The following is a 15,614-nucleotide window of genomic DNA, read 5'->3' as shown; positions in this document are numbered from 1 at the left end:
GCTACGATTCACTCTCCAATCTGCAGGTGCTGGATCTATTCGCAGTCGACCACCCGATATCCTGCAAAAAGTGGTCGATGCATGCCCACAATCGCGCGATCTCGTCCGTCGAAAACAGCCCATCGCTGCCTTTCGCGAACCAGTGCACCCGAGGATCACGCCGAAACCACGACCACTGCCGCTTGGCAAACCGCCTCGTGTTCTGTTGTATGATGCGAATTGCCTCCTCCTCCGATACGGCACCCGACAAATAGGAGACAACTTCCTTGTAGCCGATGGCCTGCATCGCCGTCCCACCCATCGGCACGCCGGCCGCGAGCAGGCGCTTGACCTCGTCCACCAGGCCGAGTCGCCACATGTGTTCCACCCGCCGGTCGATCCGCTGATAGAGCGCCTCGCGCGGCATCGTGATGCCGAGGACGAGCGCCTCGTACCGCCCTTGGCGCGGCGTCCAGTCGTAGTCTTCCGACATGCCCGTGCCCCGGACCATGGCGACCTCAAGCGCGCGGACAATTCGTTTTCGGTCGTGCGGATGAATCATCCTGGCCCGTTCCGGATCCCTCGCGCGCAGCTCCTCGTACAGCGCCTGCACGCCTTCCTCGTCCGCGCGCCGGTCGAGCGCCGCGCGCAGATGGACGTTTTCCGGCGTCTGCGAAAAGTCGAGATCGTCGAGGAGCGCCCGGACATACAGCCCCGTACCGCCGCACACCACGGGCAGGCGGCCCCTCGCGACGATCTCGTCGATGACCATGTCCGCCTGCCGCTTCCACTCCGCAACCGTGAACTTCCTCGCGGGATCGGCGATGTCGAGCAGGTGATGGGGAACGCCGCGCATCTCGTCCGGGCGAAGCTTCGCGGTCCCGATGTCCATGCCCCGGTAAATCTGCATGGAATCCGCCGAGACGACCTCTCCGCCGTAGCGCAGCGCGATCTCGACGCTGAGTTCGCTCTTGCCGACACCCGTCGGCCCGACCACGCAGACGATGGGTTTCCTGTCGGTCATCGTGGCCTCCTCCATACACCGTACGCGAATCGGCCCGTCGTGCGGTCGGGCTCAAGACCCAGCGCCTCGAATACGCCCGATTTGGGACGTTCCTTGACGATCACGGCCCTGCGCGCGACCCGCTTCGCCTCCTCCAGGGCCTCTCGAGAGAGGGGGGCTTCCCAGGCGACGGGCCGAATCGGCTGCATGTGCGCCGACTGGTGCACGGGCTCGCGAAACATCGGGTCGAAGTACACGACGTCCGCGCTTTGGTCGGGCTGGGATCGCAGCCAATCGGCGTGATCGCCGTGGACGAGCGCAACCCGCTTGAGGAGCGCGGCTTCGCGTGGATGAGCCTCGGAACCGTACGCCTGCACCGCGCGGAGCAACCCGTACAGCACAGGCGAGCGCTCGATGCCCACGACGCTCCCTTCCGGCCCGACCGCTGCGGCGAAGACCAGCGCGTCGGTGCCAAGCCCCAGGGTGGCGTCGACGATCACGTCGCCCGGCGAAACCCCGGCGAGCGCGAGCAGGCGATCGGGTTCCCCCTGCTCGAGCCGCCTGAGCCGTTGATATGCCATGCTCGGGTGGAAGAAGAGCGGGTGCTCGACGCCGCGCACGTGCACGACGGCCGGATCGGCCACCACCACGACGGCGTCCGCATCGGCGAGCAAACGAGCGATGCTCTGGCCGCGTCTCGGCACCGCGATGCCGCCAAACCAAGCCGCCATCTCCGACGCGCGCGCTACCTGAGCGGGTTTCGGGTGGAGCGGCGTGGTCACAAGGATGCGCATGTCCGTCTTGCAAGCTTGTGTCATACGATCCTCCGAAACGACTTCGCCAGTTCTCGTTCGCTCATGCGCAGGAAGATGGGGCGACCATGGGGGCAATGATAGGGATCCCGCGCGCGGGTCAACCGTCGGCAGAGCGCCTCCATCTCCGGCATGGTGAGGGAGTCGTGCGCTTTGATGGCCGCCTTGCACGCGCGCGTCGCCAGGCGGTGCATGATGTCGCGCGCGGTCGCCTTCGGCCCCATCGACGCGAGATCGTCCAGCACGTCTCGAACGAGCGCGGCGTAGTCGAGCCCCTGCCACGAATCGGGAATGGTGCGCACCAGGATGGTGTGAACTCCGAACGGGTCGATCTCGAATCCGAGCGCAAGGAGTTCCTCTCGGCGGGCCATGACCTCCTCGAAAGCCGACGGCGTGAGCGAAAGTTCGAGAGGTGTCAGAAGCGGCATGGGCTGGATGTCGCCTTGCTGCCACGCGTCGAGCACATCCTCGTACAGCACGCGCTCGTGCGCGGCATGCTGATCGATGATATAAAGGTCATTCCCATCTTCGGCCAGGATGTACATGCGGAGCGCTTGTCCGATGGGACGAAGCCGCCAGTCCGCAGGCCGCTCCTGTGGGACATCGCGCCCATCGCCCTCCGCCTGACTCTCCCGTGTTCCGTGCTCGATTTCCACCTGCGCAGCCGCCGATTCGCGCACCGCGAGCGCGGACTCCCACGCCTCCCTCGGGGCGGCTGTTCGGCCTGGCCCTTGGCCGAATGAAGGCGAGCGCGCCAGGACGCGCGGACGCTCCTTGGGATCTGTGGCGGGCGACGGACTCTGCCGCATCTCGCTCGGGCCCGCGCTCTCCTCCGGCAGGTTCAGAGGAACAGGAGATGCGAGCGGGGCGCTCGTGCGCACGCGCGGGGCCGCCGTGAGCATCGCGTTGTCCAGGGCCGCCCGAACGGCCGATTCGACGAGGTGGCAGACGTCGCGCTCCTCGCTCAGGCGGACCTCCCATTTTTGTGGATGTACGTTCGGATCGACCAGCGCCGGGTCCATCTCGAGGTACAGGGCATAGACCGGATATCGCCCCACCATCAGCCGTTCGCCGTAGGCACGCTCCACCGCCTGCTGCACGGCCGGGTTGCGCACAGGCCGGCCGTTGATGAAGAGATATCCGTGCTGCCGCGAGGATCGAGCCTGCGTCGGTCGGCCCACGTATCCCCGCAGGGCGTAGTCGCCGGTCGTGCCGCGCACCTCGATTAGCATGCGCGCTTCGCCCACGCCGTACAGCGCCGCCCAGACCTCGCGCGCATCGCCGCGACCCGGCGTCTGGAACAGGACCTGGCGCTCGGTGCGGCACACAAAGGCCACCTCGGGATGCGCGAGGCTTTCGCGCTGCACAACTTCCACCGATCGCGCCTGCTCCGTCTGCGCGCTGCGGAGATACTTGAGGCGGGCGGGCGTGTTGAAGAACAGGTCCCGCACCTCCATGGTCGTACCAAACGGCGCCCCGATGGGCTCCGGCGGATGAATTTCGCCGCCTTCCACGCGCACCAAGACCCCCGATTCCTCCCCGCGCGCCCGCGTGATGAGGCGAACGCGCGCGACGGACGCGATGGCCGCGAGCGCCTCGCCCCGAAAGCCGAGCGTGCGGATGCGGGCGAGATCGCGCGGTTCGTGCACCTTGCTCGTGGCGTGGCGGTGAAACGCCAAGACGGCGTCCTCCGGCGACATGCCTTCCCCGTCGTCCACGACGGTCACACAGGCGATCCCGCCCTCCGCCAGCGAAACCTCGATGCGCGTTGCACCGGCGTCGAGGCTGTTCTCGACGAGCTCCTTGACGCACGACGCAGGCCGCGCGACGACCTCGCCCGCCGCAATCTGGTCCGCCATCACTTTTGGCATTACCTGGATCTTTCCCATCCGACGAGATCCCTCGCTTTCTCCGCGGCCTCGTGCAAGACCTGCATCGCCTCGAGCGGCGTCATGCGCATCACGTCTTGGGCGGCCAGCCAATCGACGAGATCGCGATAAGGAGCCGCAAACAAGTCGAGCGCCACAGGGCCCCCTTCGCGCGCCTGCCCCTCTTGGCGACGCCTCTCGCGCCGGTCGTCCCGGGCCGCAGCCACCTCGGGTTTTGCCTCTCGCGCCTCGAGGAATTCCATGGCGCGCCGGATCACCCGATCCGGAAGCCCTGCGAGCCGGGCCACCTGGATGCCGTAGCTTCGGTCGGACGGGCGCATCACGACGGTGTGCAGGAACCGGATGCCGGTGTCCGTCTCTTCCACCGCCATGGACTGATTGCGGACGCAGGAGAACCGCTCGGAAAACGAGATGAGCTCGTGGTAGTGCGTCGCAAAGAGCGTCAGCGGCCGGTCGCGCCGCTCGGCCAGATCCTCCAGCACGGCCTCGGCGATGGACAATCCGTCGTACGTCGACGTGCCACGCCCGATCTCGTCCAACAGCACGAGGCTCCTTCCGCTCGCCTCGCGCAGGATCTCCGCCAGCTCCGTCATCTCGACCATGAACGTGCTTTGGCCGCGGCTGAGATCGTCCGACGCGCCGATGCGCGTGAAGACGCGATCGACAAGGCCAATGCGGGCCGAGCGGGCGGGCACGTACGAGCCCATCTGCGCGAGAATGGCGATGAGCGCCGCCTGGCGCATGTAGGTGCTCTTCCCACCCATGTTCGGGCCCGTGAGAAGGATGATAGGTGCATCGGGCGTGAGCACCAGGTCATTCGGCACAAATTCAGAACCGAGCGACGCCTCCACGACTGGGTGGCGGCCTTCTCGGATCTCGATGCCGACATCGTCTGTCACCTCGGGCCGGACATAGCCGCGCTTCACGGCCAGCTCGGCCAGGCCCGCGAGGACGTCGATGGTGCTCACGACCTCCGCGAAACGCTGCAGTTCGCTCGCCTGTTCTCGGACGCGATGAATCCACGACTCGAAGCGAGCGCGCTCGAGTTCCACCACCCGTTCCGCGGCCGTGAGCATGTCGGCCTCCCGGGCCTTGAGCTCGGGGTGCGTGAAGCGCTCGCCGGCCGCGAGCGTCTGCTTGCGCTCGTAATCCGCGGGCACGAGCGACAAGTTCGCCTTGGAGACCTCGATGTAGTAGCCGAACACTTTGTTGTAACCGATTTTGAGCGACTTGATCCCTGTTCGCTCCCGCTCTCGCGCCTCGAACTCGCGCAGCCAGCTGCGGCCCTCCGATTGCAGCGAACGCAGGCGGTCGATCTCGGCATCGACGCCGTCTCGGAAGATGCCGCCCTCGGCCGCCGAAGCGGGCGGATCGTCCACGAGCTCGCGTGCGATGTGTTCCGCAAGCGGCCGAAAGTCGGGCAGATCTCGGGTCAGACGGCTGAAAAGCGCCGGGCCGTCCGCGGGCAAAAGCGCGATGGCCGCCTCGCCTTTCTCGATGGCGTGCGCCAGCGCGAGAAGATCGCGGGGCGTGGCGCGGCCAATGGAGCACTTCGCGAGAAGCCGCGAAAGGTCGTGCATCCCCTTGAGCGACTCGCGAATCTCGGCGCGAAGCAACAGATCGTCGGCGAGCGCCGTCACGGCGTCGAGCCGCTCCTCAATCGCCCCGCGGTCCACCAGCGGCCGCAGCATCCACGTCCGCAACAGGCGGGATCCGGCGGCCGTCACCGTCTCGCGGATGACGTCGTACAGGGATGTCCTCCGTTCCCGGCCGCTTCCCATCGGCACGAGCTCCAGATGTTCGACAGTGCGCTCCGACAGCCACATCCGCCCGGGTTCCAACAGCGGACGCGGCGGGGCGAGATGGCGCAGCGCGGCCATCTGCGTGTCCCGAAGGTATTGGAAGCCCATGTTGCAGGCGGAAAGCGCGGCCGATCCCGGCCTCAGACCAAGCGCCTCCGGCGAAGACGCACCGTAGTGCATGAGAAACGCGTCGCCCGACGGGGCGGGGACGCGCGTCACGATGGCTCCGTGCCGATTCAAGATCTCCTCGAGCCAACCGGGAAACGCCTGTGCGCCTTCGAGCAGAATCTCGCGCGGTCGGAACCTGGCGACGTGATCGCGCATATCCTCGGCGCTCCCGGCCCCGAACCACACGTCGCCGGCGCCGACGTCGACAAGCGCGAGACCGACTTCGTCACCCTGGAACGCGAGCGCCGCGAGGTAGCGCGCGTCCGACTCCTCCGTCACCGCCGTGCCCGGCGTGACGATGCGGACAATCTCGCGGCGCACCAGCCCCTTCGCCGCCTTCGGATCTTCGACCTGATCGCAGATAGCCACGCGAAACCCCTGCTCGATGAGCCGCTCGAGGTACCCGTCCAGCGCGTGGTGGGGCACGCCGCACATCGGCACCCGCCCCGCTTCGCCCGCATCGCGGCCCGTGAGCGTGATGTCGAGGGCCTGGCTCGCGATCACGGCGTCCTCAAAGAAGAGTTCGTAGAAGTCGCCCAACCGGAACATCAAGAGCGTATCGTCGAGCTTCGACTTGATCTCGCGGTATTGCCGCATCATCGGCGTCAGGCTCACGAGTCGACCTCCTCATGCTCCGGCGCTCGCGTGGCAGGAACCGCCACAGCCTCCTGAACACCCGCCGCTTCCGCACATGCGCGGCCCCCGCTCGACAGGGAGCGTCCCGTGCAAATTCGCCAAGATCACCTCGACGACCTCCTGCAAGAGCGCGTTCAGTTCGTCCTGAGCCGCCTTGTACTGAAGCGCAACGGGGATCTCGTACAGGCGCTCCCAGAGGTCATCGGTCTCCTGCTTCATGCGCAGGTATTTTTCGTGCGATTCGCCGAGCCTGTCGCGGAGCGTCCAAAGCCCGTTCGTCTTCTTCTTGAGCTCGTCAAACAGGCGCTGGGCCCGCGGATTGCGTTCCATCTTTTCTCTCGCGCTCCAATACGAGCGACACTCGTCCGAACGACGGATCATCTCCGCAAGTTCGTCCGCGGCGGCCAGAATGGTGTCCGTGTCGACATGCGTCGCTAGGGCCATCACGAGACCACCTCTTCCACCTGTGCGATCTCGCCCTTCAGCAAGAACGTCTGCGGCTCCGTCACGCGCACGCGGATGCGCTGCCCGATGAGCGACTTGTCTCCTCGGAACAGCACGAGCTTGTTCGTCCGCGTGCGGCCCGAGAGCACGTCCGGGTTCGTCTTGCTCTCTCCGTCGACGAGGACTTCGAGTAGCGTGCCCCGCAGCTTCTCGTTGTGCCGCCGGCTGATCTCGTTTTGCACCTCGTTCAACCGCATGAGGCGCTCCTTCTTTTCCTCGAGCGGCGTGTCGTCGTTCCACCGCGCCGCCGGCGTGTTCTCCCGCGGCGAGTAGATGAACGTGAAGGCGTTGTCGAACTCCACCTCTCGCACCAGCCGCAGCGTGTCCTGGAAGTGCGCCTCCGTCTCTCCTGGGAAGCCGACGATGAGATCGGTCGTGATCGACACGCCGGGAATCCTGCTGCGGATCTTGTCAACCAGGCGCAGGTAGTACTCGCGCGTGTGCGAGCGGTTCATCCGCCGCAAAATCTCGTTATTGCCAGACTGCACGGGCAGGTGAATGTGCTCGACCACGTTCTCCGACTCGGCGATGGCGTCGATCAGCTCGTCCGTGAAGTTCCACGGATTGGACGTCGTGAATCGGATCCAGCCAACGCCTGGCACCGCATTGACCTGACGCAAGAGGCGGGCGAAGTTGGTCGTGCCGAGATCGACGCCGTAGTCGTTCACGTTTTGCCCGAGCAGCGTGATGTCCTGGTACCCCTCCTGGACCAACTCCGCCACTTCGCGCAGGACGTCCTCGGGCAGACGGCTCCGCTCGACGCCGCGCGTATACGGGACGATGCAGTAGGTGCAGAACTTGTTGCACCCGTACTGGACGTTGACCCACGCGCGCACGCGGTCCTTGCGCAGCTTCGGCCAGTCCTCCACCGTCTCTGGGGCGTTGTCCCAGACCTCCATCACCGTCTCCTGCGAGGCGCGGGCGGCAAAGAGGAGCGCCGGGAGGCGATGGATGTTGTGCGTGCCGAAGACGAGATCGATCCACGGATATTTCTCCCGCACCATCCGCTGCACGCCCTTCTCCTGGGCCATGCAGCCGCACAGGCCGAAGATGAGTTCGGGATTCTGGCGCTTGAGCGGCCGCAGACGGCCGATCTCGCCAAACACCTTCTCCTCCGCGTTCTCGCGAACCGCGCAGGTGTTGAAGAGGATGAAATCGGCCTCCTCCGCATCATGCGTCGGTTCATAGCCCATGGCTGTGAGGAGGCCCGCCATGACCTCCGTGTCGTGCTCGTTCATCTGGCAGCCGTACGTCCGGATCAAAAACCGGTACGGCTCTCCGCTCGGCTTCCGGCCCACTCGATACGCGCGCGTGAGCGCATCGGCATCGTAGGACACGCGCACCGCCTGATTCGGCCGATGCGTCTGCCCAAACACGAGGCCGAGGCCCTTCTCGAGCCTTCCCTCGCGCGCGAGGCGAATCAAGTTCTCCATATCTCAACACTCCGTTGCCTGGAATGGTGGTTTCGTCTTGCACATCTAATCTCACATGATACCATAAGCAGTAAAGCGTATAAACGTGGTGAGGAGCTCGTCATGTCGGAGAAAGTGAACGTCCCTACGTTCGAGGTGCACGTGGCGTTTCGCGAGCACCCGCTGGACGGCGCCGTAGTTGCGCCCAATAAAAAATCGTACGCCAGCGATTTCCCGGAGATCGACGAGATTCTTCAATCCCATCGAGCTCTGCTGGTGTACGACAGCAAGTGGCACTATATTCCTCTGCACCAGATTCAATATATCACGAAAGGCAAGCAGCGCTTTCTGCTGCCCTGGCCGCTCATCTAACGCGAGATGCCGGCGAGATTGCGCAGGATCTCGATCACGCCCGCGCTCGCGCGGCGCGCGATGTCGGGCTCGTCAAATCGCATCGGCTTCGCGTTCGCTTCGAACAACCAAGGATGTCCGGCTTCGTCGATGCCGACATCGATGGACATCTCGCGCACGTGCCCGGGCATCGACCGCTCAATCGCCGCGGCGGCCGAGCGGGTGAACGAGACGAGCCTGGCATCCACGTCCTCGCTGCAGGAACCGAACACTTGACGCAGGACGGTCCAGCGATCCGCGATATGTCCGCCGTTCGGGACGTGGCTCGTAATGCTTTCTTCACCGCTGACGCGAATGCCGTAACCCACGACCTGCCAGCTCGCCCCTGGGCGCTGAAGGAGCACGCGAGCGTCGCATGGTCGTCCGTCGAAGCGAATGACGGGCACCGCGGCCTGCGCCACGTATGCGCCTGGGAGGCGCGCTCGGCGAAGCGCTTCGTCCAACTCCCGCAAGTCGTGAATCGCCCAATGCTCCGCCCGCTCCGCGCGCTGCGCCCACACGTCGAATGCATCGCCCCGGCGCTCCACCCGCACGATGCCGCGCCCGATGCTGCCGCCCACGGGCTTCAGATAGACCGCCTGGTGACGGCTCAAGAGGTCCATCACCGATTCAGCGCCCGTGAACATCCGCGTCTCCGGGAGGTGCTGACCGAGTCCTGCGCGGCGAACGGCCTCGTAAATCTTGGCCTTGTTGAAGTAGCGGTGATTGAAGAAAGGGATGCCCATCGCCTGGAGCGTTGCGCGCGCCCGTTGCACCGCGGCGCTCGCTTCGAGCGCTCGGTTTGGGATGCGATTGTACACCGCGAGCGGCCGAGGCAGCCACATCGGTTTCCAATTTCGATAGCCCAGTCGCACGTACCCCTGCCAGAACGAGCCTTCCGACACGGACGGAGGCGTGATGACGTACACCAGGAATCCTCGTTTTTGCCCCGCCGCAATGATATCCCGGAAATAGCGCCGCGATCCGGCGAATCCAGATGGGTGTTCGGCGGTGAGAATTGCAAAGGCTGGCCCATCATGCCGCCAAGCGATTTCGCCCGCCTGGCCGTCGTGGACACTCCCGTGGAATGCTTGACTCATCATCCACACCTCACGCGACGTGCCGTCTACACGCTTCGGGCCGCGGAGACGTTCGCCCGCTTCGGCCCCTGCGCGCGCCGGAGGGGCACACCCCACTCCTGACGAACGTCCACCGTCTCGTCCCAGGTCTCCCCGCGTTCGATCATCGCAAACAGTGGCTCAATGGCGTCCTGATGCTGGGCATATTCGGGATGTGCGCGGATGGCGTCGATGTTGCGAAGCAGGATCGGCCGCAGCGCCTCGCGGTCCGCATGGTAAAACGCGAACTGAAGTTGCGGTGAGTAGATGTCGTACAACGGAAGTTCGCGATAATGCCGAGCCACCATATGAGCCAGGTGAAACGCGGCGCGGGTGGCCGCCTGGCTGCACACGAAGCTCGCGGGCGTGCGGTACTCGAATCCGCCGTGCGCCTTCTGGCGCACGTCGCCCAAAAATCCGTACTTGGGCCGACGCCACTGAGCGCGGACCGGATCCTCGACGGCCATGAGCGGCAAACCGACGTAGTGGTCCAGCGCGCGGACCAGCCGCGCGCCGAGGGGCACCCCGGAGACGTGAATGTGCCCCCCCGTGCAGTACGGCCGAAACGGAGCACTGCCCGCTCGCCATTCGACCCCGGGCCGATTGATGACCTCGCTCGCCTCCTGCATCAACGCGCGCAGATTCAACACGAGGCCATCGGGTGACGAATCGGGTGCCGGCCGAAGTTCCATCAAGGGCAACCGCCGGCCGTCGAAATGGACACTGCGGTCGTCGCAGCCGATCCGCCCCTTGCGAGGAAAGTATTTGCTTGCGAGCACCATCTTCCTCTGAGCATTTCTCAACATGAGCTCCACATCGGCGCCAAGCGTCACCGCAGGAGGCCCCAGGCGGCGCGCCTCCTCTTCCCGCTCGACAAAGCGCTGCATAGCATCCCGGTATAACTCCAGCAAACGCCCTTCCAAGATGGGCGCGGCGCTCACGTCCAGCACCTGGAGAAAACCGCGATCGGATACGCCAATGGAGACGAGGCCGAAGTCGAGCCCCAGCGCGTGCAAGGTTCGCGTCGCCAGATACGTGGCTCGCCGCGTTTGCCCGTCGCTGTCGAGCGGCACTTCCTCGAAAGACTCGTGGATCCGCGAAATGCGAGATGAAGTCCAGTCCACCCCCGAGTCGGAGCGAAAGCAGCCGATGGGCACGAAGTCGAAAATCGCGATGCGATACTGACGGCTGAACGTGGTGGGAAGCCCGTCTCGGTTGACGCGCGGCGCCACACGCACGCCAACCCGCCTCAGAAACTTCGCCATCTGCGCGCGCGAAGCGATTCGGCGCTGGGCTTCGCTGGCATTTAGCACCGTTCCGTGGGCGGGATCGCTTTCTTCCATCATCCCCCATCGAATGAACACGTCGCGATCCGTCATTCGATTGCTCGCCGTGTACCTGGAGAGGCGAGGCACGCTTGCCATGAGCCGTCTGGCCGAGGGCTGGTTTTTAAACAAAAGGTAGTACGCCATCTGCACTCCCCCCTGGTTCGGCGCGGGCTCACGACGGCCGCCGCGCGAGGAACAGCGCGTATTCCATCGGCCGCCTGAACGAGAGTTCGACCAGGTCGTCGCGGCCGCTCGCCGACGCAGGTGCTTTGCGCGGCTTGGAATTGACCTCAATGACCCACACGAAACCGCGCCGATCGACGCCGAGATCGATGCCGAGTTCGCCGAAGGTGCGCCCGGCGCCCGCTTCAACCGCTTCCGCCACGGCCTCGGCGAGCCGGCGGATCGACGCGCGCACGCGCTTCTTCGCTTCGTCAGGAAAGGCGCCGAGAATCGCGCGGTCCACCGGCATGGCACCGCCGCCCGTCGCGAGGTTGGAGGTGAAATCCCCGGACTTCGCGACCCGGGCAAACATCTTGGTGCGCTTCCAAGCGCCGGTTCCGTCGCGCTGAAGCAGGATGCGGACATCGACGGGCCGTCCGTCCAGCGCGACGAGATCGATACCCTGCTGCCAAATATACGGCCGCCTTCGCAATTGCGTGCGAAACAGCTGCACGGCCTCGGCGGGGGAAGCGGCGGTGCCGCGCACGACGCCCTCGCGCGATCGCTTCCACTCGTACGAGACAGAGCCATCCTTGTCGAGCGCAAAGCGGACGATGCCGAGACCGAGGCTCCCGTGAAGGGGCTTCAGAAAGGTGACGGGGTGGCGAGCGACGAAAACCGCTCCTTGGGCGAGAGACCGGTGGCGGATGGTCTCCGGGACGTGCGGGCGCACCGGGGAGCGCCGCAGCCACTCGTAAATCTGCCACTTGTCAAAGAAGCCGTCGTTGAAGAACCGATCACCGTACGCCGATGAAAGCGCGTGCCGGATCGATCGATAGGCCTCGTTTCGCTCGATCTTGCGAGAGACGAGTTGGTCGTAAATCACGTCGGGAAACGGATAGACCCGCTCGACCCATCGGCCGTCCAGTCGAGAGAACCCGCGGATGCGCCTGGCCTTCAGATCGACATCCCCTAAACCAAACACGAACGCCTCCGCACCCAGCGACTGCGCGATCTCGACCATGCGCCGAATCCCCCCCGTTTGATCGTTGTCTCGGAGGGTCTCCCGGCGTTCGTCCCATCGCGGGTGATCGAGAATGCCGATGAGCGGCCGCTGCACCATCTTCCTCACCCCCCGCGGTCATCCCCCGCGCCGCTGTTGAACTTGGATAGCATATTCCAGCAAGGCTTGGAGTGACAGACGATGCACCTTCGGATCCAACCGGCGCAACATTTTTCGGCCGGGCGTGGGGTTGAGCTCGATGAAGTACGCGCGGCCGTCCTCGCTCACCGCGAGGTCCAGGCCCAGTTCGGCATACGGCCCAAACCGCTCCCGGGCGAGCTCTGCGACCGCCTTGGCGATCTCGTCCAACTGACCGACGAGATCGCCCGCCGTTTGCGTCCCGAACGCATCGGCAAGGGCGCTTTCAGCGGCGCGCGGCTCGCTGCCCGTGTGAATGTTGGTGGTGACCGCCTGAGGCTTGGCAACGCGCGCGACCCTGGCGATGATCTGCGGTTGGTCGCCGTCGCAGACGAGCCAGCGCAGATCAAAGGGCCTGTTTCCCATACGGGCGAGGGGGATGGTGGTCTGGGCCACGGACGGCAGCCACGAGCCAGCAGGCCAGGCGCACGCAAGCTCGGACGGCGTCGCCACCAAGATGGGTCCGCCGCCGGACGCGGGCCACAGCTCGATCCTTCCCGCTCGCCTCCGCACGCGGTGGATGCCCTGGCCCTGCGTCCCGTTGAGCGGCTTGACATACAGGTCGTCCTGGTTGGCGAGAAGCGCAATGAGATCCTCCACCCGCGTGCACAACCAGGTGCGGGGGAGATGAGGTCTTAAGCGCTGATCCCGGCGAAGCCAGGTGTACAACTTCCATTTGTGCCCACTTTGTCGAGGGAGTGTATGTAGAAGCCCCCGGCGGCGAAGCGCGACCAGTTCCCGCACGGCGACCGCCGGTTGGCGGTGGAAGACGCCGGATCGGCGCAAAACCACCCCCATCCCGGCGCGCGGCGCCATCCCCCACGCGGCGCCCGTGAACACGTGCGCGCGTCCGGCCGAGAGATCGCCCGGCGTCAGGACTTGCACGTCCACGCCCCTATCGCGCCCGAGAAGGACGAGATCTTCGAACAATCGCGTCTGTTCGCCGAACTTCCGCGGCCCTGGATACGGGCCGTCCACGTAGATGGCGAGCTGCGTGCGTGCGACGTCATCCTCCATGCGCGCACCTCCTCCGGACACAAAGGGAGGGGGCGCCTGCCCCCTCGAACGCGCTCGCGCCTTCAGTCTTCGATCTCGACTTCCTCGACCTGGCTCTCCTCCTCGAAGAAGTCGACGTCTTTCTTGTCCGCGAGGTCGACCGTGACGACGCACAACTTGGTCTGACCGATGACCTCCACCCCGAGTTCCTTTTCGACGCGCACCAAGACCTCGGAGCCGTTGCCTGTCAGGGTGGCGTCGAGGCAATTCGGGCTCTGGATCACATGCACGCACACCTCGCGGCTGTCGCGCACACAGGCGTCGTCGAGGTCGCGCAGGGCGATCTGTTCCGTGTACGTGACGGTCTCCTTGGCGATGGCCGTGTCCGTGTTGCCGTTGTACGAGTACCATACATTGATGTCAAACCGGCCCCGGACCTCGACGTAGTCGCCAACCAACTCCGCCTCGTACACGTGGTTCATCACCCAGCAGCCTCCGATCGTGCTCGGGCGGTGGGCAGGGCGAACCGTGTACGTCGTCTGAGAATACTTGTTGCCGCGGCCACACACGGCATTCGCCATGATTTCCCGGTAGCTGAGGTCTTTGCTGGACAGCACCATGCGGCTACCTCCTCTGTGCAGAATCGAGCGGACCTGCGCTCGCAGGGATCGAACCGATTGCGAGGCAAGGAGCCCATCGGGCATCGCGCCCAACGGCTTCTGCCCAGTCGCGCTCACAGCACATCGTATGCATGGGCGAATGGAGGTGCGCCGCGCTGAACACTGGCGGGAGAAAATTGGGCGATGGCCCACAGAGAAGCGAGAAGAGAGGGATTCGCGGAGGTTCGATTGCGACGAAGGCCGTGATCAAGAAAGCGCCGCCTCAGGCGGCGAGGCGTTTCAAAGTGGCGACGTGGACGGCAACTGGCGCATCAAGAAGGCTTCGAAGTTGCCGAAAAGAAAGGCCTGCGCGAGGTCCTGGCCGTACCGGTCGCACAGCCGCTCGGCGAATGCACGGTAGTCCCTGCTTGCGGCAAGGCCGGGAATGTCCGCGGACGTGCCGTCGAAATCCGATCCAAAGCCGACGTGGCGGTGCCCCCCGAGATCGAGAACGTGATCCAAATGGCGGAACACGTCGTCGATCCCGACGGGATCGCGCCCGACGAAAGACGGCTGAAACGTCAGGCCCATCCACCCGTCCCGGCGGATGATCTCGCGAATGACATCGTCGGTCAGATTCCTGCGGTGAGGATGAACGGCCCGGGCATTGGCGTGCGACGCCATCACGGGTCCGTCCGTGAGCCGAAGCACGTCGCGCACGCCAGCGTCGTGCAGATGGGCGAGATCGATCCACATCGACCAATGCTGCATTTCCCTCAGCACGTCGCGGCCGACGCGCGTCAACCCTGCCCCCCGCAACTCTCCGCAACCGTCGGCCAGTTCGTTCGCGTCATTCCACGTCAAACCCACGCCGCGAACGCCGAGGCGATACAGGATCCGGAGAATCTCGACGCTGCCGCGGAGACAGCCGCCGCCTTCAAGCGACAAGATGGCGGCCATCTGTCCCTGCTGGCGGGCGATGCGCAAATCTTCCCTGGATCGCACCGCCCGCACATCGGCCAGGATGGCCACCTGTTGGTAGAACGCGTCAATTTGTCGCAAGACCACCGCCAACTGCGTGTAGGAATCAAGGGACGGATCGACGTAGAGCGCGAACACCTGTGTGGCGACACCGCCCTCGCGCAGGGAATGGTAGTTCGCCCGCAGGTTGGGCGAGTCCTCCAGAAAAGCCACGCGGCCCTCCGCCAACTTCATCAGGACGTCGACATGTGCGTCGGCCACAAGCATTCGCGCCACCGATCTTCATCCTTTCTCAGCGAGGCTCTACGAGCAGGCGAATAGCGGTTCGATCCTCGCCATCAATTTTGATGTCCGTAAAGGCAGGCACACAGATCAGGTCGATGCCACTCGGTGCGACAAACCCTCGCGCGATCGCGACGGCCTTCACGGCTTGATTGAGCGCCCCCGCTCCAATCGCCTGAATTTCTGCCGAACCTTGCTCGCGCACGACCCCCGCAAGGGCGCCTGCGACCGAATTGGGATTCGATTTTGCCGAGACTTTTAACACATCCACGGTGAGATGACCTCCTCTGTTCCGTCGGCAGTAGGACACTATACGATATTCGCCAGAAAGCCCATTATGCCAACGGACAAG

General features: G+C 65.0%; 14 protein-coding genes. 1 reads left to right on the top strand and 13 read right to left on the bottom strand.

Annotation, left to right across the window (positions count from 1 at the left end):
* Position 1: 1 nt before the first annotated feature.
* From miaA to miaB, 6 genes are read right to left on the bottom strand one after another with little or no spacing between them, the layout of a single operon-like run.
* Complete coding sequence (miaA, locus tag AACI_RS07380) at positions 2 to 1,003, bottom strand: tRNA (adenosine(37)-N6)-dimethylallyltransferase MiaA (RefSeq protein WP_012810827.1); 1,002 nt, start codon at positions 1,001 to 1,003, stop codon at positions 2 to 4.
* Positions 1,000 to 1,800 carry a class I SAM-dependent methyltransferase gene (locus AACI_RS07375; RefSeq protein ID WP_012810826.1) on the bottom strand — a complete coding sequence of 267 codons (801 nt, stop codon included), beginning with the start codon at positions 1,798 to 1,800 and terminating at the stop codon, positions 1,000 to 1,002. The genes miaA and AACI_RS07375 overlap by 4 nt, the downstream gene beginning before the upstream one ends.
* Positions 1,797 to 3,653: a DNA mismatch repair endonuclease MutL gene (gene mutL / locus AACI_RS07370; protein WP_245530460.1), complete on the bottom strand. Its 1,857-nt coding sequence runs from the start codon at positions 3,651 to 3,653 to the stop codon at positions 1,797 to 1,799. The genes AACI_RS07375 and mutL overlap by 4 nt, the downstream gene beginning before the upstream one ends.
* Before the next feature lie 11 nt (positions 3,654 to 3,664).
* Positions 3,665 to 6,268, bottom strand: coding sequence for a DNA mismatch repair protein MutS (gene mutS / locus AACI_RS07365; RefSeq protein ID WP_012810824.1), 2,604 nt, complete (start codon positions 6,266 to 6,268; stop codon positions 3,665 to 3,667).
* Between the two features lie 12 nt (positions 6,269 to 6,280).
* Positions 6,281 to 6,733, bottom strand: a complete 453-nt coding sequence (locus tag AACI_RS07360; protein ID WP_012810823.1) for a RicAFT regulatory complex protein RicA family protein — start codon at positions 6,731 to 6,733, stop codon at positions 6,281 to 6,283.
* A complete protein-coding gene (gene miaB, locus AACI_RS07355) occupies positions 6,733 to 8,226 on the bottom strand; it encodes a tRNA (N6-isopentenyl adenosine(37)-C2)-methylthiotransferase MiaB (RefSeq protein WP_012810822.1) in 1,494 nt (497 codons plus the stop codon). The genes AACI_RS07360 and miaB overlap by 1 nt, the downstream gene beginning before the upstream one ends.
* A gap of 102 nt (positions 8,227 to 8,328) precedes the next feature.
* On the opposite strand from miaB, the gene AACI_RS07350 reads away from it, so the two are divergent.
* Positions 8,329 to 8,577, top strand: coding sequence for a hypothetical protein (locus AACI_RS07350; RefSeq protein ID WP_012810821.1), 249 nt, complete (start codon positions 8,329 to 8,331; stop codon positions 8,575 to 8,577).
* Here the strand turns inward: AACI_RS07350 and AACI_RS07345 are convergent.
* The 7 genes from AACI_RS07345 to AACI_RS07315 all read right to left on the bottom strand — a co-directional run bounded on the left by AACI_RS07345 (position 8,574) and on the right by AACI_RS07315 (position 15,533).
* Positions 8,574 to 9,695 (bottom strand): YheC/YheD family endospore coat-associated protein, encoded by a 1,122-nt coding sequence (locus tag AACI_RS07345; RefSeq protein ID WP_041707416.1) that lies wholly within the window; start codon positions 9,693 to 9,695, stop codon positions 8,574 to 8,576. The genes AACI_RS07350 and AACI_RS07345 overlap by 4 nt on opposite strands.
* 26 nt (positions 9,696 to 9,721) lie before the next feature.
* Positions 9,722 to 11,185: a putative amidoligase domain-containing protein gene (locus AACI_RS07340; protein ID WP_012810819.1), complete on the bottom strand. Its 1,464-nt coding sequence runs from the start codon at positions 11,183 to 11,185 to the stop codon at positions 9,722 to 9,724.
* A 28-nt stretch (positions 11,186 to 11,213) separates the two neighbouring features.
* Entirely contained in the window at positions 11,214 to 12,326 is a 1,113-nt protein-coding gene (locus tag AACI_RS07335) for a YheC/YheD family endospore coat-associated protein (protein ID WP_012810818.1), read from the bottom strand.
* Between the two features lie 18 nt (positions 12,327 to 12,344).
* Positions 12,345 to 13,421, bottom strand: a complete 1,077-nt coding sequence (locus AACI_RS07330) for a YheC/YheD family protein (RefSeq protein WP_012810817.1) — start codon at positions 13,419 to 13,421, stop codon at positions 12,345 to 12,347.
* Positions 13,422 to 13,483: 62 nt separating this feature from the next.
* A complete protein-coding gene (cotE, locus tag AACI_RS07325) occupies positions 13,484 to 14,020 on the bottom strand; it encodes an outer spore coat protein CotE (RefSeq protein ID WP_012810816.1) in 537 nt (178 codons plus the stop codon).
* Between the two features lie 279 nt (positions 14,021 to 14,299).
* Complete coding sequence (locus tag AACI_RS07320) at positions 14,300 to 15,247, bottom strand: dipeptidase (RefSeq protein ID WP_012810815.1); 948 nt, start codon at positions 15,245 to 15,247, stop codon at positions 14,300 to 14,302.
* Positions 15,248 to 15,272: 25 nt separating this feature from the next.
* Complete coding sequence (locus AACI_RS07315; RefSeq protein WP_008340016.1) at positions 15,273 to 15,533, bottom strand: stage V sporulation protein S; 261 nt, start codon at positions 15,531 to 15,533, stop codon at positions 15,273 to 15,275.
* Between the last annotated feature and the right edge of the window lie 81 nt (positions 15,534 to 15,614).

Source organism: Alicyclobacillus acidocaldarius subsp. acidocaldarius DSM 446 (genome assembly GCF_000024285.1).
Classification (GTDB): Bacteria; Bacillota; Bacilli; order Alicyclobacillales; family Alicyclobacillaceae; genus Alicyclobacillus; species Alicyclobacillus acidocaldarius.
The sequence above is the reverse complement of the archived record's forward strand: the minus strand, read 5'-3'. Positions and strand labels throughout refer to the sequence as shown.